At 64.3% G+C, this 20,283-nt stretch carries 26 protein-coding genes, 1 tRNA gene and 1 other RNA gene; 12 read left to right on the top strand and 16 right to left on the bottom strand.

The window, feature by feature from the left end; translation table 11 throughout:
* The 6 genes from GEU01_RS22870 to GEU01_RS14105 form a co-directional block, all read right to left on the bottom strand.
* Positions 1-313: transposase (locus GEU01_RS22870; RefSeq protein WP_019086594.1), on the bottom strand; the 313-nt coding region annotated here is incomplete at its 3' end.
* Positions 314-455: 142 nt separating this feature from the next.
* A complete protein-coding gene (locus tag GEU01_RS14120) occupies positions 456-1,271 on the bottom strand; it encodes a TIGR00282 family metallophosphoesterase (protein WP_010510173.1) in 816 nt (271 codons plus the stop codon).
* A gap of 14 nt (positions 1,272-1,285) precedes the next feature.
* Positions 1,286-1,897, bottom strand: coding sequence for a 5-formyltetrahydrofolate cyclo-ligase (locus GEU01_RS14115; RefSeq protein WP_010510171.1), 612 nt, complete (start codon positions 1,895-1,897; stop codon positions 1,286-1,288).
* 9 nt (positions 1,898-1,906) lie between these two features.
* Positions 1,907-2,065: non-coding RNA, 6S RNA (gene ssrS, locus GEU01_RS24460), on the bottom strand.
* A gap of 9 nt (positions 2,066-2,074) precedes the next feature.
* Complete coding sequence (locus tag GEU01_RS14110) at positions 2,075-2,416, bottom strand: cell division protein ZapA (protein ID WP_010510169.1); 342 nt, start codon at positions 2,414-2,416, stop codon at positions 2,075-2,077.
* 4 nt (positions 2,417-2,420) lie between these two features.
* Entirely contained in the window at positions 2,421-2,684 is a 264-nt protein-coding gene (locus GEU01_RS14105) for a hypothetical protein (protein ID WP_019086593.1), read from the bottom strand.
* Between the two features lie 80 nt (positions 2,685-2,764).
* Between GEU01_RS14105 and GEU01_RS14100 the strand changes: the two genes are divergently transcribed.
* Both GEU01_RS14100 and thiE read left to right on the top strand, forming a co-directional pair.
* A complete protein-coding gene (locus GEU01_RS14100; RefSeq protein WP_019086592.1) occupies positions 2,765-3,163 on the top strand; it encodes a hypothetical protein in 399 nt (132 codons plus the stop codon).
* A 110-nt stretch (positions 3,164-3,273) separates the two neighbouring features.
* A complete protein-coding gene (gene thiE, locus GEU01_RS14090; RefSeq protein ID WP_019086590.1) occupies positions 3,274-3,909 on the top strand; it encodes a thiamine phosphate synthase in 636 nt (211 codons plus the stop codon).
* Positions 3,910-4,003: 94 nt separating this feature from the next.
* On the opposite strand, the gene epmA is transcribed toward thiE, so the two are convergent.
* Positions 4,004-5,023, bottom strand: a complete 1,020-nt coding sequence (gene epmA / locus GEU01_RS14085; protein WP_026018753.1) for an EF-P lysine aminoacylase EpmA — start codon at positions 5,021-5,023, stop codon at positions 4,004-4,006.
* Positions 5,024-5,505: 482 nt separating this feature from the next.
* Here epmA and GEU01_RS14075 point away from each other — a divergent pair, with 482 nt between their 5' ends.
* The 6 genes from GEU01_RS14075 (at position 5,506) to GEU01_RS14050 (ending at position 11,125) form a co-directional block, all read left to right on the top strand.
* Entirely contained in the window at positions 5,506-6,591 is a 1,086-nt protein-coding gene (locus GEU01_RS14075) for a lysine-2,3-aminomutase-like protein (protein ID WP_198284477.1), read from the top strand.
* Positions 6,592-6,687: 96 nt separating this feature from the next.
* Positions 6,688-7,254 (top strand): elongation factor P, encoded by a 567-nt coding sequence (gene efp, locus GEU01_RS14070; protein WP_010510155.1) that lies wholly within the window; start codon positions 6,688-6,690, stop codon positions 7,252-7,254.
* Positions 7,255-7,361: 107 nt separating this feature from the next.
* Positions 7,362-8,183 (top strand): inositol monophosphatase family protein, encoded by an 822-nt coding sequence (locus GEU01_RS14065; protein WP_025439632.1) that lies wholly within the window; start codon positions 7,362-7,364, stop codon positions 8,181-8,183.
* A gap of 71 nt (positions 8,184-8,254) precedes the next feature.
* Complete coding sequence (locus tag GEU01_RS14060; RefSeq protein WP_026018752.1) at positions 8,255-9,076, top strand: OmpA family protein; 822 nt, start codon at positions 8,255-8,257, stop codon at positions 9,074-9,076.
* 12 nt (positions 9,077-9,088) lie between these two features.
* Positions 9,089-10,135, top strand: a complete 1,047-nt coding sequence (locus GEU01_RS14055; protein ID WP_010510152.1) for a hypothetical protein — start codon at positions 9,089-9,091, stop codon at positions 10,133-10,135.
* Positions 10,136-10,162: 27 nt separating this feature from the next.
* Positions 10,163-11,125 carry a peptidoglycan -binding protein gene (locus GEU01_RS14050; RefSeq protein WP_019086585.1) on the top strand — a complete coding sequence of 321 codons (963 nt, stop codon included), beginning with the start codon at positions 10,163-10,165 and terminating at the stop codon, positions 11,123-11,125.
* Between the two features lie 214 nt (positions 11,126-11,339).
* Here the strand turns inward: GEU01_RS14050 and GEU01_RS14045 are convergent, their stop codons facing one another.
* From GEU01_RS14045 to GEU01_RS14035, 3 genes are all read right to left on the bottom strand, one after another.
* On the bottom strand, positions 11,340-11,948 hold the full coding sequence (locus GEU01_RS14045) for a tetratricopeptide repeat protein (protein ID WP_019086584.1): 609 nt from the start codon (positions 11,946-11,948) through the stop codon (positions 11,340-11,342).
* A gap of 100 nt (positions 11,949-12,048) precedes the next feature.
* Positions 12,049-12,174 (bottom strand): type B 50S ribosomal protein L36, encoded by a 126-nt coding sequence (gene ykgO, locus GEU01_RS24455; protein ID WP_003617324.1) that lies wholly within the window; start codon positions 12,172-12,174, stop codon positions 12,049-12,051.
* A 98-nt stretch (positions 12,175-12,272) separates the two neighbouring features.
* The gene (locus GEU01_RS14035; RefSeq protein WP_019086582.1) at positions 12,273-13,208 is read right to left on the bottom strand and encodes a hydrogen peroxide-inducible genes activator; all 936 of its coding nucleotides are present in this window, start codon (positions 13,206-13,208) and stop codon (positions 12,273-12,275) included.
* 126 nt (positions 13,209-13,334) lie between these two features.
* Here GEU01_RS14035 and GEU01_RS14030 point away from each other — a divergent pair, with 126 nt between their 5' ends.
* The 4 genes from GEU01_RS14030 to GEU01_RS14015 all read left to right on the top strand — a co-directional run bounded on the left by GEU01_RS14030 (position 13,335) and on the right by GEU01_RS14015 (position 15,999).
* Positions 13,335-13,877 (top strand): peroxiredoxin, encoded by a 543-nt coding sequence (locus GEU01_RS14030; protein ID WP_019086581.1) that lies wholly within the window; start codon positions 13,335-13,337, stop codon positions 13,875-13,877.
* Positions 13,878-14,009: 132 nt separating this feature from the next.
* On the top strand, positions 14,010-14,537 hold the full coding sequence (locus tag GEU01_RS14025) for a carboxymuconolactone decarboxylase family protein (RefSeq protein ID WP_019086580.1): 528 nt from the start codon (positions 14,010-14,012) through the stop codon (positions 14,535-14,537).
* 137 nt (positions 14,538-14,674) lie between these two features.
* Positions 14,675-14,751, top strand: a tRNA-Asp gene (locus GEU01_RS14020).
* Positions 14,752-14,901: 150 nt separating this feature from the next.
* Complete coding sequence (locus GEU01_RS14015) at positions 14,902-15,999, top strand: NADH:flavin oxidoreductase/NADH oxidase (RefSeq protein ID WP_019086579.1); 1,098 nt, start codon at positions 14,902-14,904, stop codon at positions 15,997-15,999.
* 97 nt (positions 16,000-16,096) lie between these two features.
* On the opposite strand, the gene GEU01_RS14010 is transcribed toward GEU01_RS14015, so the two are convergent.
* The 6 genes from GEU01_RS14010 to GEU01_RS13985 all read right to left on the bottom strand — a co-directional run.
* Positions 16,097-16,918 carry a fructosamine kinase family protein gene (locus GEU01_RS14010; protein ID WP_019086578.1) on the bottom strand — a complete coding sequence of 274 codons (822 nt, stop codon included), beginning with the start codon at positions 16,916-16,918 and terminating at the stop codon, positions 16,097-16,099.
* Positions 16,915-17,394 carry a low molecular weight protein-tyrosine-phosphatase gene (locus GEU01_RS14005; protein ID WP_019086577.1) on the bottom strand — a complete coding sequence of 160 codons (480 nt, stop codon included), beginning with the start codon at positions 17,392-17,394 and terminating at the stop codon, positions 16,915-16,917. The genes GEU01_RS14010 and GEU01_RS14005 overlap by 4 nt, the downstream gene beginning before the upstream one ends.
* Entirely contained in the window at positions 17,395-17,961 is a 567-nt protein-coding gene (locus GEU01_RS14000) for a gluconokinase (protein ID WP_010510136.1), read from the bottom strand.
* Positions 17,958-18,662, bottom strand: coding sequence for a ribose-5-phosphate isomerase RpiA (gene rpiA / locus GEU01_RS13995; RefSeq protein ID WP_010510134.1), 705 nt, complete (start codon positions 18,660-18,662; stop codon positions 17,958-17,960). The genes GEU01_RS14000 and rpiA overlap by 4 nt, the downstream gene beginning before the upstream one ends.
* Before the next feature lie 96 nt (positions 18,663-18,758).
* Positions 18,759-19,508, bottom strand: a complete 750-nt coding sequence (pgl, locus tag GEU01_RS13990) for a 6-phosphogluconolactonase (RefSeq protein ID WP_019086336.1) — start codon at positions 19,506-19,508, stop codon at positions 18,759-18,761.
* On the bottom strand, positions 19,501-20,283 hold a 783-nt coding region (locus tag GEU01_RS13985), incomplete at its 5' end, for a Cof-type HAD-IIB family hydrolase (protein ID WP_019086335.1). The genes pgl and GEU01_RS13985, both read right to left, overlap by 8 nt.

Genomic DNA, 20,283 nt, shown 5'->3' with positions numbered 1-20,283 from the left:
TCGCAATCGTATCATGATCCGGATGCAGGTTCGCCGCCACGAAGCGTACCCCGATGTCGCGATATGTCGCCCGCTCGATCCGGCGTGAGGAAAACAACCCGTTCGCATAGCTGAAGATCAGAAGGGCCAGCATCAGGCGCGGATGATACTGCGCCTTGCCTCCCGTGCGCACTGGCACGCAGAACGCACTCATCGGAACCCGCTCAACAGCTGCGACAATGAAATGCGCCATATCGTCAGCCGGAAGCCACGACGTCAGATCAGGCGGCAGAAGATACGGCTGGGATCGGTCAAACGGGATGAAGCGGCTCATCGCGACACTCTACAGCCTTACCCCTTCACAGGGTACCCCAACCCGACAGGCTGCTAAGAAAGCTTCAGAAGAACGCTGCCTTTTTTGAAAAAAGGTGGCACCCCAAAATTTTCATTATTTCTTATCAATATTTTATTTCACATCAGAAATCAGGCAGGGTCGGCGCCAGATGGCCACCCTGACGCACCGGGGCCATGCGGCGGGCAAGACCCGTGGCATCATCGGTCTCCACCACCATGCCTGCGATGCTGGCATCCCCCTCGGCGGGTTGCAGGCGGTCACCGGGCATCTTGCGCACGAAGCGGGCAATTGCCGCGTCCTTGCCCATGCCAATCACACTATCATAATCGCCACACATGCCCGCATCGGTCTGGAAGGCGGTGCCACCGGACAGGATGCGGTGGTCTGCCGTGGGCGTGTGGGTATGGGTGCCGATGACCAGCGAGACGCGGCCATCAAGGAAATGGCCCATGGCCCATTTCTCGCTCGTGGCCTCGGCATGCACATCCACCACGGCGGCATGCATGGTCACACCCAGACGGTGGCGCGACAGGATTTCGGTAACGGAACGGAACGGATCATCCATCGCATCCATGAACTGGCGGCCCATGACGCTGACCACCAGCGCCTTGCGGCCATCCACCAGTTCCACCACCACGCTGCCCTGTCCCGGCGTGCCGGGGGGATAGTTGGCGGGGCGGATGATGCGGGGTTCGCTGTCGATATGGCCGATCAGGTCACGACGGTCCCAGCTATGGTTACCCAGGGTGATGACATCGGCCCCCGCTTCGATCAGGTCACGCCCGATGGCGGGCGACAGACCAAAACCATGGCTGGCGTTTTCCCCGTTCACCACCACAAGATCGAGTGCAAGGTCGCGCCGCAGGGTGGGCAGGCGGGAAATAACGGCTTCGCGCCCCACGCGCCCGACAATGTCACCCAGAAACAGAATTCTCAAGAAAACAGCCTTTGTTACCGTGTACGCCCGTCGCCACGACACCGGATCCATTCGCGTTCGGTCACGATCGCGGGCAATGCCACATCATACAGGCCGGTCGGAATGCATGTCACTTCCTGAAAGGACAGGCCGAACCCCACCGTTCGCGCGCGCGGCAGGCGCGCCAGCGTGCGGTCGTAATATCCCCCGCCATATCCCAGCCGCATTCCCCGCCGGTCAAAGGCCAGCAGCGGCACGCACACCACATCAGGCTGCATGGGGGGGCCATCGGGGTGCAGGGTACCGTAACGTCCCGGCAGCATGGGGCATTCGGGCCGCCAGCGGCGAAAGACCAGTGGGTGACCACGCGGCGGGGTTTCGGGCAGGACAATGCACATCCCGTCCGCATGCAGGGCCTGCATGACCGGATGCAGGTCACTTTCCCCCGGCAGGGGCCAGACCAGGGCGATACAGTCCCCTGCCCCGGTCATGCCACGCAGGCCGCGCACCATGCGGTGGCACAGGGCTTCTTCCGCACCGGCGCGGACGGGACTGGCGACAAAAGCCTGCCGGTGGCGCGTCATCTGGTGGCGCAGGGCCTGCTTGGCCCGCGTGACGGGCCACGATTCGGGATCGAGAGAGGTCATGAAAACATATACGGAGCCACCATGGCCGTTGGTCGGATCAGCCCTCCCGGACCTGCTGACGCAGGTGGGCGCCAGGTAACGTGACCACGGTCACGACAGTGCCAGCTCCCTAGGAAGTGCTTATCGGCCCAGGGGTTGAATCATGCCTGACGCACCCGGCAGCCCCGCCCCTGCAATCTAGTCTTCTTCCATCGCGGCTGCAATGCTTTCCGCACGTTCAACCAGATGCGCCAGCTGGTCGCGCCGGCGTTCGTTCTCGATCCGCGCCTGACGGCCCTGCGCCAGCTGGTGGGCAGTGTCGGAAGACATCTTTTCCGCCGTCAGGTCATGGATTTCATCGGCCATGAGCAGGGCGGCAAGGGCCAGCAGGCGTCCCTCCCCGCTATGGCCACCCAGTTCGCGGATGCGGTCGATGCGCCGCTCCACCTCCTGCGCCATGGCCTGCAGGTGCTTTTCCTGCCCTTCCTTGCAGCCCACGGCATAGGAAAAGCCGTTGATGCGCACGGTCACCTGGCTCATCGTTTTATTCCTTCCCGCCGTCAGCTTCGTCCTCGCCCAGCACGTCACGCACGCGGGCAATCAGGACATCGATATTGGCCGCCAGCGCCTGCACGTCCACCTCCGGCCCAGACGGGCGGGCGATGGACGCCAGTTCCGTGCGCCGGTCAAGGGCGAAGGCAATACGGTTGAGAGCCAGTTCAAGGCGATCCGCCGGGTCCTGTCCGGCATCCGAGGTGGAAAGGGCGGCTTCCTGCCCCGGTGGCATGATAATATCAGACACGTTCATTCTTTCCCTCGTTCCTCCCCTTGAACTGATCGCCCGCTGCGGTTTCAACGTCAAGCATGATCGACAAACATGACCATTCTATGCATGCCGTCCCCTGCATCACCGTTGCCTGCATGCATGACCTGAAGCTGGTCATGGCCATGGCCGCATCGTTACGCGTGAACTGCACCGTGGTTTCCCCCCCCGGCGCGGGATGTGTCATGGGGGCGCCGTGGTGGATGGCGCTGGTGGCGGACTGCCCGCTGCCCGCCCTGCTGGATTGCGGGCAGGCGGCGGGATACGCCGCCTGTGCCCTGCGCATGGGCGTATCTGGCGTCATTGCGCATGTGTCGTCCGTGGCACAGCATCGTGCCCTTGTGTCCCTGACGCAGATGACGGGTGGCCATGTGATGGAACAGCGCCCGGCATCACTGGACCTGCCCCCGCGTGACGCCGCGCCGGTGCTGGAACGGTACCTGCGGACATTCCCCGCAGGATGACGGATACATGCGGCGACCATCCCGTTTATGCCGACATGATCCCCCTGTGGCGGACACATGCCATGCGGGGGCTGTTCGCCACCCCGATGGTGGCATAGGATCAGGCCGACATGACCGATTGCCAGCTTTACCTCATCACCCCCGAATCGCTTGATCCGGCGACGTTCGCACCCCGTCTGGCCGAAGCGCTGGACGCAGGGCCGGTCGCGGCCGTGCAGCTGCGCCTGAAAAACGTGGATGACGACACGATCCGCCGCGCGGTGGACGTGTTGCAGCCCATTACCCATGCGCGGGACGTGGCCTTCATCATGAACGACCGGCCTGACCTTGCCGTCGCCTGTGGGTGCGACGGGGCGCATGTGGGCATGGACGATACGGATGTGGTCACGGCGCGCCGCATACTGGGGGCGGAACTGCAACTGGGCGTGTCATGCTATGACAGCCGCGACATGGCCCTGCGCGCGGGGGAAGCCGAGGCCGATTACGTGGCGTTTGGCGCGTTTTTCCCCTCCCCGTCCAAGGAAACCGAAGTCCGCGCCGATCCCGCCCTGCTGACGTGGTGGAGCAGCATGATCGAACTGCCGGTCGTGGCCATCGGTGGCATCACGCCAGAAAACTGCGGCACGCTGGTACGCGCGGGAGCGGATTTCCTGTCGGTCATCAGCGCGGTCTGGTCGCACCCCGACGGACCCGGCGCAGGCGTACGGGCCATGAATGCGGCGATTGCGGCTGCGGAAACCGATTGAAAGATAACAGAAGTTTCTGGGTGCCGCTTTTTTCCAAAAAGGCGGCATTTCCTGGTGATTTTTGGAAAAAAGCTTCACCAAAAACTTTTTCCCTTCAGCCTTCCCCCATCCACTGCACATCGCTGATCCGGCCGGTACCAGCCGCCAGCATGACCAGCCGGTCAAAGCCAAGGGCTATGCCCGCGCATGGCGGCAACGTGTCGAGGGCGGACAGAAAGGCTTCATCCATCGGCCAGTCCAGGCCGGATTCATCGGGATAAAGCGCCAGGCGCCGGGTGCGGTCGGCCTCGAATCGCTGGCGCTGTTCGGTGCTGTCGGTCAGTTCCTCGAACGCATTGGCCAGTTCGATCCCGGCTGCATACAGTTCAAAACGCAGCGCCACGCGCGGATCCGCCGGGTCACGACGCGCAAGGGCCGCCTGGCTTGCGGGCCAGTGCGTAAGAAAGGTTGGCCGCGTGCGCCCGATATGCGGCTCGATCCGCGCCATCATCAGGCGAAAGAACAGGTCTTCCCATGTCTCCCCCCGCCGCAGGTCGCAGCCTGCCGCGCGCGCCAGGGCTGCTGCGTCCCCTTCGTTCGCCAGGATATCCACGCCGACATAGCGATGGAATGCATCCGCGACACGCAGGCGTTCAAAGGGGGCGGCAATGCTGATGTCGTCTCCGCCCGCCCGCACCGCGGGGGGCAGTACGGCACGCAGCAGGGCCTCCGTCTCATCCATCAGCACATCAAGCGTGGCGCCGGGGCGGTACCATTCCAGCATGGTGAATTCATGCGCGTGCAGCCTGCTGCCTTCCGCATTGCGCCATACGCGGGCCACTTGGTAAACCGGCAGGCCGGTCGCCGCCACGATGCGCTTCATGGCGAATTCCGGGCTGGTGTGCAGCCACAGCTTCTGGCGGGCGCCGTCCACGCCCGCGCGCTCGGTGGCGAAGACCTTCAGGTGGACTTCCTCACCCGGGGTCGGCACGGCATAGGGGGTCTCGACTTCCATGTAGCCCCGCGCGTCAAAAAACGCCCGGACCCCGCGCAGCACGAGGCTACGGCGCAGCAGGAACGGCAGGCGGTCGGCAATGCGGGCGGGGTCGGGACGTGGCGGCGGGGACTCGGGCATGGGAACGCTGTGGGGTTCGTGCGGATGAATGCGCGCGGTCACGACCACTCCTGTTCCATATACGATACGGCATGAGACGCGGCGGGAAAGACACGCCGGGGACATTCATGCCTCAGGCAAACACTGTCACCGCCTGATCGACAATCCTGGCATCGGGATCATCCAGATTGCCGATGGCTTTCCCGACCGCCTGAAAATCCACTTTATTTGTTGTCCCGACATACATCAAATGTATCATTGTTCCCAGTATTTTAGGTGATCACGATGCCACCCCCATATGCATGTCCTGACGGGATGACCATCCGGATCCGGGTTTTCCACGTTTTCCATTGATCCGATCCCCGCTTCGGACACGACGTGCCCGATTGCCAGGAACCATTCGGCCCTTGATCGCATTGCGGTGCTCCACAGATGGTATAAATGCCCACTGGCCGCCGTTATTCGTCCCCACAGCAGGAAATCTACACCGCATCGTGAATGTCATTGATTCAAAAAACCCGGCATCCCGGCATCCCCGCACGGCGTCCCCGGTCACGCGCACGCTGCGCACCGTGACGGACCTGCTGGAAGCAGGGCTGGTCACCCCCGCACAGGCCCCGGCGCTGGATCAGGTGGCCCAGCAGTACGCCACCGCCATTCCCCCCGCCTTTGCCAGCCTGATCGAAAGTCCTGATGACCCGATCGGCCGGCAGGTCATTCCCGATGCGGCGGAATGCGCGGTGGACCCCACGGAAGACCCGGACCCCATCGGGGATGACGCGCTTTCCCCCGTGCCGGGCATCGTGCACCGCTATGCCGACCGCGCGCTGCTCAAGCCGTTGCTGGTCTGCCCGCTTTACTGCCGCTTCTGTTTCCGCCGCGAGCATGTCGGCCCCGGTGGCGGCGTGCTGGATGATGCGGCGCTAGGCCGTGCACTGGACTGGCTGCGCACGCATACGGACATTCATGAAGTCGTGATGACCGGGGGCGACCCGCTGATGCTGTCCCCGCGCCGCATGCGTGCGATCATGACGGCGCTGGAGGGGATGGCGCACATCCACACCATCCGCATCCATTCCCGCGTGCCGGTGGCCGACCCCGAACGCCTGAACGACGAGATGGCGGATGCGCTGGAGACCACGCGTTCCATGTGGCTGGTGGCGCATGTCAACCACGCCCGCGAACTGACCCCCGCCGCCCGCGCCGCCATCCGCCGCGTGCAGGCGCGCGCGATTCCGGTGCTGGGGCAGTCCGTGCTGCTGCGCGGCGTCAACGATACGCCCGAAGCGCTCGAGGCCCTGCTGCGCGCGCAGGTGGCCGCCCGCATCCGTCCCTATTACCTGCACCAGCTTGACCCCGCCCCCGGCACCGCGCGTTTCCATGTGCCCATACGCGAGGGACAGCGCCTGCTGGCCAGCCTGCGCGGGCGGGTGACGGGCATTGCCTGGCCGACCTACGTGCTGGATATTCCCGGTGGCCATGGCAAGGTGCCGATCGCGCCCGGGTACCTGCACGAAGGGCCGGACGGATACCTGCGCGTGGAAGCACCCGATGGCACAATCCACCGCCTGGCGCGCGAACGCGGGTAAAACGCGGGCGAAAAGACAGCCCGCAACCTTGCCCTTCCGCGCGTGGGGCGCTAGAAGCCGAACCGCCATACTTCCCACAACCATACAGGGACCACCATGAAGCAGCAGGCAAACCTGATCCGCGCCGGACAGGTTATTGAGCACGACGGCCGTCGCTGGACGGTCCTGAAGCAGCAGATCATCACGCCGGGCAAGGGCGGTGCATTCATCCAGGTGGAGATGCGCGACCTCAAGACCGGCAACAAGACCAACGAACGCTGGCGCACCGCCGACACCGTTGAACGCCTGATGACCGAGGAGAAGGAATACACCTACTCCTACATGGACGGCGACAACATCGTGCTGATGGACCCCGAGACGTTCGAACAGCTGATCCTGCCGCTGGACCTTCTGGGTGACCAGGCGCCGTTCCTGCAGGACAACATGACGCTGGTGCTGAACCTTGTGGAAGGCGACCCGGTTGGCGTCGTCCTGCCCGCGCAGGTCACGCTGGAAGTGGTCGAGGCCGATCCCGTGGTCAAGGGCCAGACCGCCAGTTCCTCCTACAAGCCCGCGCGCCTGTCCAATGGTGTCAAGACCATGGTGCCCCCCTTCATCGAAGCGGGTGAGCGTATCGTGGTCCGCACCGAGGACAGCACCTACGTCGAGCGCGCCAAGTCCTGACCATCCACCGGCCCGCGCCGGGATGTCTCCATCCCGCGCGGGCCGGTCTTCCAGACCCCGACCATCCGTTCCACCGCACGAACCAGACAGGACCGATCACCGTGGCAATGCGACTCTCTCCCCATATGACGGTGATGCAGAACGCTGCCCAGAAGGCTGCACGCCGTCTTCTGCGTGACTTCAACGAAGTCGAGCAGCTTCAGGTCAGCATCAAGGGCCCTGGCGATTTCGTGTCGCAGGCCGACCTGCGGGCCGAAACCGCCATCCGCGAGGAACTGGCGCGCGCCCGCCCCGGCTATGCCTTCCTGATGGAGGAAAGCGGCGCCTCGGGGAACGAAGGGTGGACGTGGCGCTGGATTGTCGATCCGCTGGATGGCACGACCAACTTCCTGCACGGCATCCCGCACTGGGCCATTTCCATCGGCCTGCAGCGCCGTCTGCCCGATGGCACGATCGAGATCGTGGCGGGCCTGGTGTACAACCCCGCCGCCAACGAGATGTTCTGGGCGGAAAAGGGCGTGGGCGCGTTCCTCAATGACCGCCGCCTGCGCGTCTCCGCGCGCCGGTCGATGAACGAGGCCCTGTTCGCGACCGGTATCCCGTTTGCCAAGGTTTCGGCCCGCAATCGTCTGTCGTTCGCGCGCACGCTGGGCGCGCTCATGCCGCAGGTTGCCGGTATCCGCCGATTCGGTGCGGCGGCGCTCGACCTCGCATGGGTCGCGGCGGGACGTTATGACGGCTACTGGGAAATGGGCATCAAGCCGTGGGACTGTGCGGCCGGCATCCTGCTGGTACGGGAAGCGGGTGGCTATGCCACCGATCCCGAAGGCGTTGACCTCAATGACCTTGGCGCATCCATCGACGCGGTGGCGGGCAATCCGCAACTGCATGGGCCGCTGCGCGAACTGGTGGCCAGCAGCATCGCCTGATGCCCGCGGGCGTGGTGTGGCCCGTTTGCCGATTGCGCCCCTGCCCGTCGCCCGGTAGCCTGCCGGGCACGATGCGATACATATCCCCCCCTTTCCGCCGCCGGTCCCTGCGTGGACTGATCGTGCTGGGTGCCGCGGCCGTCGGGCTGTCCGCCCCCATTGCGGGCGCCCATGCGCAGGTTACGACCAGCAGGAACGCGCTTGACGCGCTGGGCGCGCCACGACGCCCCGCCATGCTGCCCGATGGCGGCAGCATGTCCGCCTCCCCCACCGGCACCACGACCAGCAACACGGCGGGCAACGGCAACCCGGCCGTCGGGGGCACCGGCGACCGTGCCGCCGGGGACATTCCCGGCAGCCACGCCCCCGCCACGGCCATTGCGTCGCCCGCCGCCATCGCGTCCCTGCCGCCGGTCGCAGCCAGACCGCCCGACAACCCCGTGCTGCGCCCGCCGGAACTGCATGTGCCGCTGCATCCCTTCCCCATGCCCCCCGAAGTCAAGGCCGACCCGCAGGCACGGGGCCGGGCGGAACGGATTACCGGCGGCACGCGCCTGCACTTCACCCCGCAGTCGGCGGAGATGAATTCCCGCATGATCGCGGCGCTGCAAACATTTGCCACAGTCATGCAGAAACTGCCTGACCAGCACATCAGCATCGCGGCCTATGGCGAAGGCCGCGCCGATGATCCATCCACACCCCGCCGTATTGCGCTGTCGCGCGGGCTTGCGGCGCGTTCGGTGCTGCTGCACGCCGGCATCGCGCCAACACGCATCTATGTCCGCGCGGTGGGCCTGCCGGATGAAAATGCACACGGCGCCGGAACGGATTGTATTGACGTCACCCGTTCGGGTGTGGTGGCCTCGAATACTACAGGCTCACCTTCGCGTTAAGGAAACCACTGCGTGACACGACCGACGACCTATCTTGTCCGGGTTCTGCTGTTTCTTCTGGCTGTCGGGGTTGTCGCAGCCCTGCTTTCCTCCACCCTGTATCAGGCCTTCTGCAACAATCCCTACCTTGATGGCCTGATCATCGGCATCCTGCTGCTGGGCATCGGGTGGAACATCTCCATGATCCTGCGGCTGATCCCCGAAGTACGCTGGGTCAATATCCTGCGCCACCCGCGCGAAGGCCTGACCACGCCGCCGCCGCCGCGCCTGCTGGCGCCCATGGCCTCCATGCTGGCCACCCATGACAAGGGACGCAGGCTGACCCTGTCCGCCCCGGTCATGCAGTCCCTGCTGGACAGCCTGTCGGCGCGTCTGGACGAAGGGCGTGAACTGTCACGCTACCTGACGGGGCTGCTGATCTTCCTTGGCCTGCTGGGCACGTTCTATGGCCTGCTGCTGACGGTTGGCTCCATTGCCGACGTGATCGGCAACATGTCGGTCGGCAGCGGGGACACCACCGTCATGTTCGACCAGCTCAAATCCGGGCTGGCCGGCCCGCTGCATGGCATGGGCACCGCGTTTTCGGGGTCCATGTTCGGGCTGGCGGGCGCGCTGGTGCTTGGCTTCCTGGACCTTACGGCGGGACAGGCGCAGACGCGCTTCTTCAACGAACTGGAGGAATGGCTGGCCACCATCACCCGTCTTTCGGCAGGCGGGCTGCAGGTTGGCGGCAATGACGCCAGCATTCCGGCCTATGTGCAGGCGCTTTTGGAGCACACGGCCGAAAACATGGAAAAACTCCAGATCCTTCTGGCCCGCAGCGAGGAAACCCGCGCACAGGAACAGCGTCTGCTGACCGCGCTGAACGACCGCCTGGCGCAACTGGCGGACAGCCGGGGCGAGGAACACCTGCAGGGCATCGAATCCCTGCTGGCCCGCCTGGTGCAGGAATCCGCGGCGGGACGGGAGCAGATAGCAACCGATATCCGCAACGACCTGCGCCTGCTTGCACGCACCATCGCCGCAAGCGCCCCGGGAACGAACCACTCTGCTTCCTGACCGTATCCCAAGGCTGAGGTTCATCCCATGGCGCGCCGTTCCCGTCGCTCGATCCGTTCCGAACTGAATGCATGGCCCGGCTATGTTGACGCGCTGTCGACGCTGCTGATGGTCATCATCTTCGTGCTGCTTGTTTTCGTGCTGGGACAGGCCTTCCTGTCCGTAACACTGAACAAGCGCCAGCAGGCCCTTGACCAGCTTGAACGCGAGGTGGCGAAGCTGGGGCAGATGCTCTCCCTCGAAAAGAGCCATACGACCGCCCTGCAGGGCGAGGTCGCCAGCCTGCACAAGGCGCATGATGCCGACGTGGCCACCGCGACGTCGCTGACCGCACAGCTCAACCAGCAGACCAGTGAACGCGACAGCGCGCAGGCCCACGCCACGGCGCTCGATGACCAGGTGGCGCAGCTTCGCGCCCAGCTTGCCGCCATCAGTGCCGCACTGGAAGTGACAGAGAACGAGGTGCATGACCGCGACCAGAAAATCAGCAACCTGGGCATGCAGCTGAATGTGGCACTGGCGAAAAAGGTCGAGCAGTTGCAGCAGTACCGTTCCGAATTCTTCGGTCGCCTGCGCAGCGTGATGCAGGACCACAAGGGCATACAGATCGTCGGCGACCGTTTCGTATTCCAGAGCGAGGTACTGTTCCCCGTTGGCGGCGCCGAGCTTTCACCGGAAGGGGAGGCGGAAATCAAGGTACTGGCCAAAACCCTGCGTCAGGTCGCAGCCCAGATCCCGCCTGATGTCCCGTGGATCCTGCGCGTGGATGGCCACGCCGACCGCCAGCCGATCCACACCGCCTTCCCCAGCAACTGGGAACTGTCATCCGCGCGCGCCATCACAGTGGTCAAGCTGCTGATTGCCGAAGGGATCGACCCGCACCATCTGGCCGCGACCGGCTTTTCCGATTACCAGCCACTGGACCACGGCACGACAGCCGAAGCCTTAGCCCACAACCGGCGCATCGAATTCCGCCTGACGGATCGCTGATCCACCACGGACGACATGTGGCGACAGGCAGCCCCGGGCGACCTGTCGCTGCGTTATCGTATCAGGAAGTGGGACAGGAAATGCGGCCATTGCCTGATGCCCTGGCGCCGCCTGACAGAAAATAATCAAGGTTCCCGGGTGCTGCCTTCTTTCAGAAAAGGCGGCGTTCTCCGAAGCCTCCTGAAAAAAGCTTCGCTAAAAAAACCTTATATGGTCAGGTCGGTTGCCCGAAGGCTTTCAGGCGCAGGCGTTCTGTTTCATGGGTCGCGTCGGGAATGGTGGGATCAAGCTGCATCACATGCTGCCATGCCTTCCATGCCGCCTGCCAGTCGCCACGCTGCTCCTCGGTATCCTCAAGGATCTTCCACGCGGTCACGTCGCGCCCGTCATGATGCAGCGCCACCCCAAGGTCCGCCACCGCGCCATCGGGATTGCCCGCCGCCAGACGGGCCTGCGCGCGGCTACGCCACAGCACTTCGACATCCGGTTGCAAAAGCAGGGCGTCGTCCATGTCCTGCACCGCATCCAGCGGGCGCTGGGCATCAAGGTCATCCTGCGCGCGCTTGAGCAGCAGGTTGGTGGTGGGGGCAAGATCCTTCTGGCGTATCTGCTCGATCCGGGTCAGCAGGTCACGCGCCCCACGGGCGTTTGACGCATGGGCCAGTTCGGTTTCCAGATCATCCAGCGATGGCTCGGCCTCCGCCTTTCCGGCGTGGGCATGATTGCCCACGGCGGCCGGTCCGGCATGCTGGTCCACCCCGTGCGGTGGCAGGGCGGCATGGGCCTGCGGGCCATTGCCCAGCAGGCCTGCCACCACAACCATGGGTACGCACGAAAAGCCACGAAAGCAGGTTTCCAAAAACCTGCCTGCGCAGCTTCGCGGCTGTTCAAAGATGAACCTGACGGTCAAGGCCGTCCGGCAATCAGCCCTGACGGGCCTTCATGCGGGGGTTCTTCTTGTTGATGACGTAGACCTTGCCACGGCGACGGACCACACGGCAGTCCTTGTCCCGAACCTTGGCCGATTTCAGGCTGTTTCTGATTTTCATGATCCGACCCTCGACTAACGGCGGAATACCGCCAAAGAGGCGCCCGAATACCCCTGCCTGCGTCAAGAGTCAACTGGTGGACCGGATTCTGGAGTCATTTACAGGGGTAAAATCGTATCTGTGATCGAATCCGGCACGAAAAACGGGGCGATGGTCTGGAAATCGGCGGTGCGGGGCGAACGGGGCCGCCACGCCAGCCCGATGGTACGCCAGGCCTGCGCGCCGGTCACCGGGCGCACCACCACGTCCTGTCCCGCCATCAGCGGGGATTCGACCGCAAGCCGGGGCAGCAGCGCAAGACCCATGCCCGCCGCGACCATTTCCACCATGGTGTACAGCGAACTGACGGCGCATTCCGCCTCGTCCTCCGGCTGGGTCCAGCCCCGGACCTGCCGGCACATGGCCAGTGTCTGGTCACGCAGGCAGTGCCCGTCCTCCAGCAGGATCATCCGTTCGCGCACGATGCTGCGCACCGGCACATCGGGCAGATGCGCCAGCGGATGGTTGCGCGGCATGACCACCATGAAGGGATCGCGCCACAGGGGCAGCGTCTCGCTATCGGCGCAGTCGCACGGCATGGCCAGCAGCACGAGGTCCAGCCTACCTGCCGCCAGCTTTTCCATCACGTTATGGGTCACGTCCTCATTCAGTGACAGGCACAACTGCGGATAGGCGGCGGGCAGCCTGCGCACCAGCGTGGGCATGACAAACGGGCCAATGGTGGGAATGACGCCCAGGCGCAGCGGGCCGCTCATCGGTTCGCGTGAGGCGAGGGCCACGTCCAGCACGCCCTGCAATGCCTCCAGCGCGGCGCGGGCGCGCACGACCACCTTGTCCCCCAGCGGCGTGAACACGACCTTCTTGCCCACGTCACGATCAAGCAGCCTGACATCCATCTGGCGTTCCAGGGCCAGTATTCCGGCGGACAGCGTGGACTGTGTCACCGCGCAGGCCTTTGCCGCCCGGCCGAAATGACGCAGTTCGGCAAGGGTGACGAGATAACGCAGCTGCTGTGCGGAGGGCATCGGAAGCATCGATAATTCCGATCATGCATATGTAAATTATTCAATGGCATGATAGCATCACTCCCGGCATAGATACAGCCTGCGGGGCGGCGCGCCCGTCCCGGCCATATATAACCCCAACAGGAGATCACCCTGATGCTGACAGTCGGTGACAAGTTTCCCACCTTCAACCTGAGCGCCGTTCCCGGTGGCCCCGAAGGCCTCAAGGGCGATTTCGTCCAGATCACGGACGAATCCGACAAAGGCAAGTGGAAGGTCGTCTTCTTCTGGCCGCTGGACTTCACCTTTGTCTGCCCGACCGAAATCGTGGCGTTCGGCAAGCTGGCCGGTGAGTTCAAGGACCGTGACGCGGTAGTTTACGGCGTGTCGATCGACAGCGCGTTCGTGCACCTGAACTGGCGCCTGAACCATGCCGAACTGAAGAACCTTGAAATCCCCATGCTGTCCGACATCAAGCGCGAGCTGATCGAAAGCTGTGGCGTGATGGCCGAGCAGGCGGGCGCCGCGCTGCGCGCAACCTTCATCGTGGACCCGCAGGGCATCATCCGCCACGTCAGCGTCAATGACCTGTCGGTTGGCCGCAACCCGCAGGAAGTCCTGCGCATCCTTGACGGCCTGCAGAGCGATGAGCTGTGCCCGTGCAACTGGAAAAAGGGCGACGCCTTCATCAAGGCCTGATCGCCGCACGACCGGCCGTCCCCGCATCGCGCGGGGCGGCCACGCCGCCTGTCCCGATCCCTGCCCCTCCCGCAGGGATCGGGACAGGTGGCGCACCACCATTACCCCACAGGCACTATACGGAACCCGCCCATGTCCATCGACTCCCTCAAGGCCGCCCTTCCCGATTACGCCAAGGACCTGAAGCTGAACCTCGGCGCCCTTGCCAACGACTTCGTGCTGACGCCGCAGCAGTTGGGCGGCACGTTCATCGCGTCCGCCATCGCGTCGCGCAATCCGGCGGTAACGCACGCCCTGGTGGCGGAATATGGCCCGAAGATGACACCCGAGGCCCTGCAGGCCGCACGATCCGCCGCAGCCATCATGGGCATGAACAATGTCTATTACCGTTTCGTGCATCTGGTCGGTGGCGATTATGGAAAGATGCCCGCCCGCCTGCGCATGAATGTCATTGCCAACCCCGGCGTGGACAAGGCGGATTTCGAACTGTGGGCCATGGCGGTGTCCGCCATCAACGGCTGTGGCCTGTGCATGGAAAGCCACGAACGACAGCTGCGTGAAGCCGGCATCACGACCGAGCAGATCCAGGCCGCCGTGCGCGTCGCCGCGACCGTGCATGGCGTGGCCGTTACGTTGGATGGCGTGGAAATCCCCGCCTGATCCGTCCCCATCCCCACAAAACGCCATGACATTCATGTTCATGGCGTTTTTTTTTGCCTGCCCTGTTGCCATGACGGGGCCAGCCTGTTATTTGCCCTTTCACCGAACGGTTGCAGCCCCACGGGGCGGTAACGGATGCGGGTGTAGCTCAGTTGGTTAGAGCGCCGGCCTGTCACGCCGGAGGTCGCGGGTTCGAGCCCCGTCACTCGCGCCACCTTACGGTGCATTCTCCCCTGAAAACCTGTTGCACAACCGGCTCTGGCTGAAACCTGTCCTGCCGTTTCAGCATGCCCGCACGTGTTGCCTCATGCCGTCAACATGCCCAGTCTGTGGCCAGATTCCCGCATGACGGAGCCCAACGGCCATGACCGACATCTTTTCCCCCTATGCGCTCAAGGGCGAGACCCTGCGCAACCGTATCGCCGTGTCCCCCATGTGCCAGTACATGGCACGCGATGGCATGGTAAATGACTGGCACACCGTGCATTACCCCACCCTGGCCCGTGGCGGCAGCGGGCTGGTTGTGGTGGAAGCCACCGCCGTCTCGCCCGAAGGGCGCATCACGCCGGGTTGCCTTGGGCTGTGGAATGACGCGCAGGCCGAAGCCTTCCGCCCGCTGGTGCATGCAATACGCGACGCGGGCGCCGTGCCCGGCATCCAGATCGCCCATGCGGGCCGCAAGGCCAGCGCCAACCGCCCGTGGGAAGGCGACGACCACATCGCCGCCGATGACCCACGCGGATGGGAGACCATCGCCCCGTCCGCCATTGCCTTTGGCGCCAGCCTGCCCAAGGTGCCGCGCGCCATGACCATGGCGGACATCACCCGCGTGCGGCAGGATTTCGTGGCGGCGGCGGTACGTGCGCGTGACGTGGGGTTTGGCTGGCTCATGCTGCATTTCGCCCATGGCTATCTGGGGCAGAGTTTCCTTTCCCCCCATTCCAACCAGCGTGATGACAATTATGGCGGCAGCCTTGAAAACCGTGCTCGCTTTCTGGTGGAAACCCTGCGCGACGTACGAACCGTCTGGCCTGAGGACCGCCCCCTGAGCGCCCGCCTGGGCATGATCGAATTCGACGGTCAGGACGAACAGACGCTGCACGACGCCATTGCGGTCGCGAAGGTCTTTCGCGAATCGGGTCTGGACTTCCTTGATGTCAGCATCGGCTTTTCAACGCCCACGGCGAAGATTCCCTGGGGTCCGGCCTTCATGGCCCCGGTCGCGCAGCGTGTACGGCGCGAAACCGGCCTGCCGGTCGCCACAAGCTGGTACCTGGGCGCCGCCCCCGCCATTGACGGGCTGGTGCGTGAGGAAAAGATCGACCTTGCGATGATTGGTCGCCCCTTCCTTGAAAACCCCCACTGGCCATATGCGGCGGCGCGGGCACTGGGGCGTGAGGACGCAGCATGGATTCTGCCCGCGCCCTATGCCCACTGGCTGGCGCGCTACCGTTCCGCCTGATTGATGAACAGGAAACGTTTTTGGTGAAGCTTTTTGCAAAAAGCTTCAAAGAACGCCGCCTTTTTTAAAAAAGGCGGCACCCAAAAACTTTTATTATTCAATACACCCCGGCATCATTCAGGTACTGCGCCACCATGGGCCGGTAGGTCGCGCCAAACAGACGCAGGTGAACCAGTGCGGTCCACAGGCGGTAAATGGCGAAACGGACTTCATAGCCGCGCGCCAGCCCACCATGGCGGGCATAAAATCCCGCAGGCGGCTGGCTGAACACACCCGGCGTGGCAAGGTCCACCTCGGCATGCCCATAATAGCAGCATGGATCAATCAGGCCCGTTACATGCCGGTCCGACACCAGCACGTTCCCACCCCACAGATCACCATGCAGCAGGCAGGGCGCAGGGGTCGCAGGCAGCAGGTCGGGCAGGCGGCGCATCAGGGTTTCAAGCTGGCGGGCCAGGTCGACGGGCACATGCGCCAGATGCACGCCGATACGGCGCCACGCCCAGAAATCAGGCCATGTCTCCGTCCAGTCATTGCACACCTTTACGGCGCCAAATGCATGGTCTCCGGACCAGCCATAACGGACACCGTCCCCATCGGGCCGCCCCGTATGCGCAAGGGACAGCACACGCGCCAGATCATCCCAGCATCGGGACAGGCGGCCATCGGCGGGCAGGTATTGCAGCACCAGCGCATCTTCATCCACCGCCAGCACATCGGGCACGGGCGCGCCCGTCTGACCAAGGGTGCGCAGCATAACGGCTTCGGCCACCGGGTCCGGGCCATGCTTGACCACGACCCTGCGCCCATCATTGAGATAGACCAGCAGCACCTCCGCCACGTCGCCACCAGGTAACGGGTGCCAGTTCCATAAACCCGCCCCCAGCAGGGCGGCACCATGCCGGGCAAGGCGCGTCATGAGGCATCGCGCTGCAGTTTTTCCACCAGCGCCGCGGCACCCGCCGTGACATCGCGCCATGTGGTGTCGAACCCGCTGGCGTCCCCGTAGTACGGGTCGGCCACGGCATGGCCCCCACGCCCCGGCACATGGTCCAGCAATAGGGAAACCTGCGCCCGGCTTCCCGCCGGCTTCATGGCCATCAGATGCGCAAGATTGGCATGGTCCAGTGCGATGACGTGGGTAAAACGGTCGAAATCCACCGCCGTCACCACGCGCGCGCGGTAACGGGTAATGTCGATGCCATGGCGGCGGGCAACAGCGCAGGCCNCCCGCCGGTCAGGCGGCGCACCCGCATGCCAGTCGCCCGTGCCCGCCGAATCGACCGTAACCGACAGCCCCGCCCGGTCGGCAGCCGCGCGGAATGCGGCCTCCGCCAGGGGGGAGCGACAGATATTGCCCATGCAGACAAACAGGACCGCAGGCATATCAGCCATCTAGCCCCTTTCGGGGGTGCGTTCGGGAAAACGCTGCCGCAGCAGGCCGATGGTCTCGGCAATCAGGTCAGCAGGGGTTTCTTCCAGATGCACGACAAGCGGGTGTTCATCAGCCGTTGGCGGTTCCAGCGTGGCAAGCTGGCTGGGCAGCAGGCTGGGCGGCATGTAGTGCCCGCGCCGACGCTGCAGGCGTTCGGCCAGCACATCCTCGGGGATTTCCAGATAGACGAACACGATATCCGCCGCCCCGTCCGCGCGCAGCAGGTCACGGTACGACCGCTTGAGCGCGGAACAGGTCAGGATCCCCCCCTGCCCCGACGCCACACGGCCCAGCAGCCACTTATGACAGGCCTGCAGCCATGGCAGGCGGTCCGCATCGGTCAGGGGAATGCCCGCCGCCATCTTTTCCACATTGACGCGCGGGTGCAGCATGTCACCTTCCTGATAGGGCCAGCCCAGCAGGTTGTGCAGCCCTTCCGCCAGTGTCGTCTTGCCGCAGCCCGATACCCCCATGATGACCAGGACCAGCGGCCGGATGCCCTGATCCTGCAACTCCCGCCCGGTCATGCCGCAACCAGCTTCTGCAGCCCCGTGGCAGTCGCCACGATCACTTCGGATGTGCGGCCGATGAACAGACCGGTCTCGATCACGCCAACCACCTGCGCCAGTTGCGCCTGCAACTGCGCGGAATCGGCGATTTCGCCAAAATGACAGTCAAGGATCATGTTGCCCCCGTCGGTTACGAACACGTTGCCGCTGCGGTCCATACGCTGGGTGATACGCGCGCCCAGCGCCTCAAGCTGCCGGGCTGTGGAAGTCCAGCCGAAGGTCGCGACCTCCACCGGGACGGGCACGCGTGCGCCCAGACGGTCCACCAGCTTGCTGTCATCCACAACAACCACGAATTTGCGTGATGCGGCAGCCACGATCTTTTCACGAAACAGCGCGCCCCCAAGCCCCTTGATCAGGTTGAGCGAACCGCGTTCGACCTCATCCGCGCCATCAATGTCGATGTCGATCTGCGGGTGCGTAGCGAACGTCACCAGCCTGATCCCGTGCGAGCGCGCCTGCTCGGCCGAGCGTTCGGACGTGGGAATGGCGCAGAAGCGCAGCCCCTCCGCCCAGCGACGACCGAGTTCCTCGATCATGAAGGCCGATGTGCTGCCTGAACCAAGGCCAACCACCATGCCTTCCCTGACCATGTCCGCGGCCTCGATCGCCGCCTTGCGCTTCAGTTCTGCCCGTGGGTCCGCGTTCTGGGTGGACATGCGCTGCTTCCTCTCCTGCGGGGCATCCCACCGCCGGGTGCCCCGTCGTTTTTATTGAACCGTGATCCGTATCGCATAAACACGATACTGTGGCACTTATTGTCCCGCAGCCGCCTTGTCCATAAGCCAGATGAGTTCGCCCTCGGTCGTGATGTGGCTGGCGGGTTCCGCCGGGTCGCCGGCGCGCACCCTGCCAAAGGCCTCGCGCTTGGCTGGCCCGGCCAGCATGAACACCACATGGCGGCTGGAATGGATGGCGGGATAGGTCAGCGTCAGGCGTGTATGCGGCGCGTCATCGGGCACGCAGGTCGAAACCAACAGCTTTTTCTCCCGAAGCACCGGCTGGCGCGGGAACAGCGACGCGGTATGCCCGTTATCGCCCAGGCCCAGCATCACCACGTCAAACAGCGGGCGGCCGGGTTCCAGCACCGTGCCGCCGTATACCTTTTCCAGTTCCGTCTGGTATTGCGCCGCCGCCTGCGCCGGGTCGCCCGACGTCGGCATGGGGTGCACGTTGGCGGGCGGCACCGGCACATGGGCCAGCATTTCGCTCTCGACCATGTTGTAATTGCTGGCCGGGTCGCTGTCGGGCACGAAGCGTTCATCGCCAAAGAAGAACTGCGTGTTCGCCCACGGGAAACGGTCGCGGTATTCATCCGACGCCAGAATCTGGTACAGCCGCTTTGGCGTGGACCCGCCCGAAAGCGCGATCACGAACGGGCCGCCCTTTTTCGCCAGCGCCTGTTCCGTCAGCCATTTCGCCATGTACTGCGCAATGGCTTCGGCATCGGGCAGGACCACCATCGCGCCCGTTTTCACGTCATGTCCACCTGTCATGTCACGCATCTCCCAGCACGAATTTCTCGATCCCGTTGGCGAACCCTTCCTCCTCGCACGATGTCGAGACATGGGTCGCCTGCTTCTGCACCTCGGGGCTGGCCTGCCCCATGGCGATGGACATGCCGCTCTTGCGGAACATCAGCACATCATTGGGCTGGTCGCCCAGTGTCACCATCTGGCTGGCGGGAATGCCCAGCAGGCGTTCGAGCGCCATCACCACGCCGCCCTTGTTGGCGTCCCTGTTGGTCACGTCCACATAGTACGGCTGTGACAGGGCGGCGGACGCCGTATCGCCCAGCGCCTGCTGCAGGTCGTGCTCGAGGCGCTTCATCAGGGCCAGATCATCGCTGACGCCGGTGATCTTGACCACCTGGTCCAGCTTTGCTTCCACATTGCCCACCACGGGCGGAAACTTGACCGTCCACTGTTCGCGCGCGACATGCGGGGCATCAAGTTTCGAGACGATCCAGTCATTGCCGTTATAGACCCACGGATCGGCCCCGTGGTCGCGGATGATGCCGATCACCCTGCGCGCCGTATCGGCTGGCAGCGTGCGGGCCTCGATCACGGTGAAATCGGGCCTGACCATCATCCCGCCGTTGAAACCCGCGATCGGTTCGGAAATCTTCAGCGGGTCAATGACCATCTTCATGCCCTTGGGCGGGCGGCCGCTGGTGATGGTGAACAGGATACCGCGTTCACGCAGGCGTTCGACAGCCCGGATCGCGCGGGGTGTCAGGATCTTGTCCTTCGTGACCAGGGTGCCATCCACATCGGCCAG

Source organism: Komagataeibacter europaeus LMG 18890, assembly GCF_000285295.1.
GTDB classification, from domain to species: domain Bacteria; phylum Pseudomonadota; class Alphaproteobacteria; order Acetobacterales; family Acetobacteraceae; genus Komagataeibacter; species Komagataeibacter europaeus.
The sequence above is the reverse complement of the archived record's forward strand: the minus strand, read 5'-3'. Positions and strand labels throughout refer to the sequence as shown.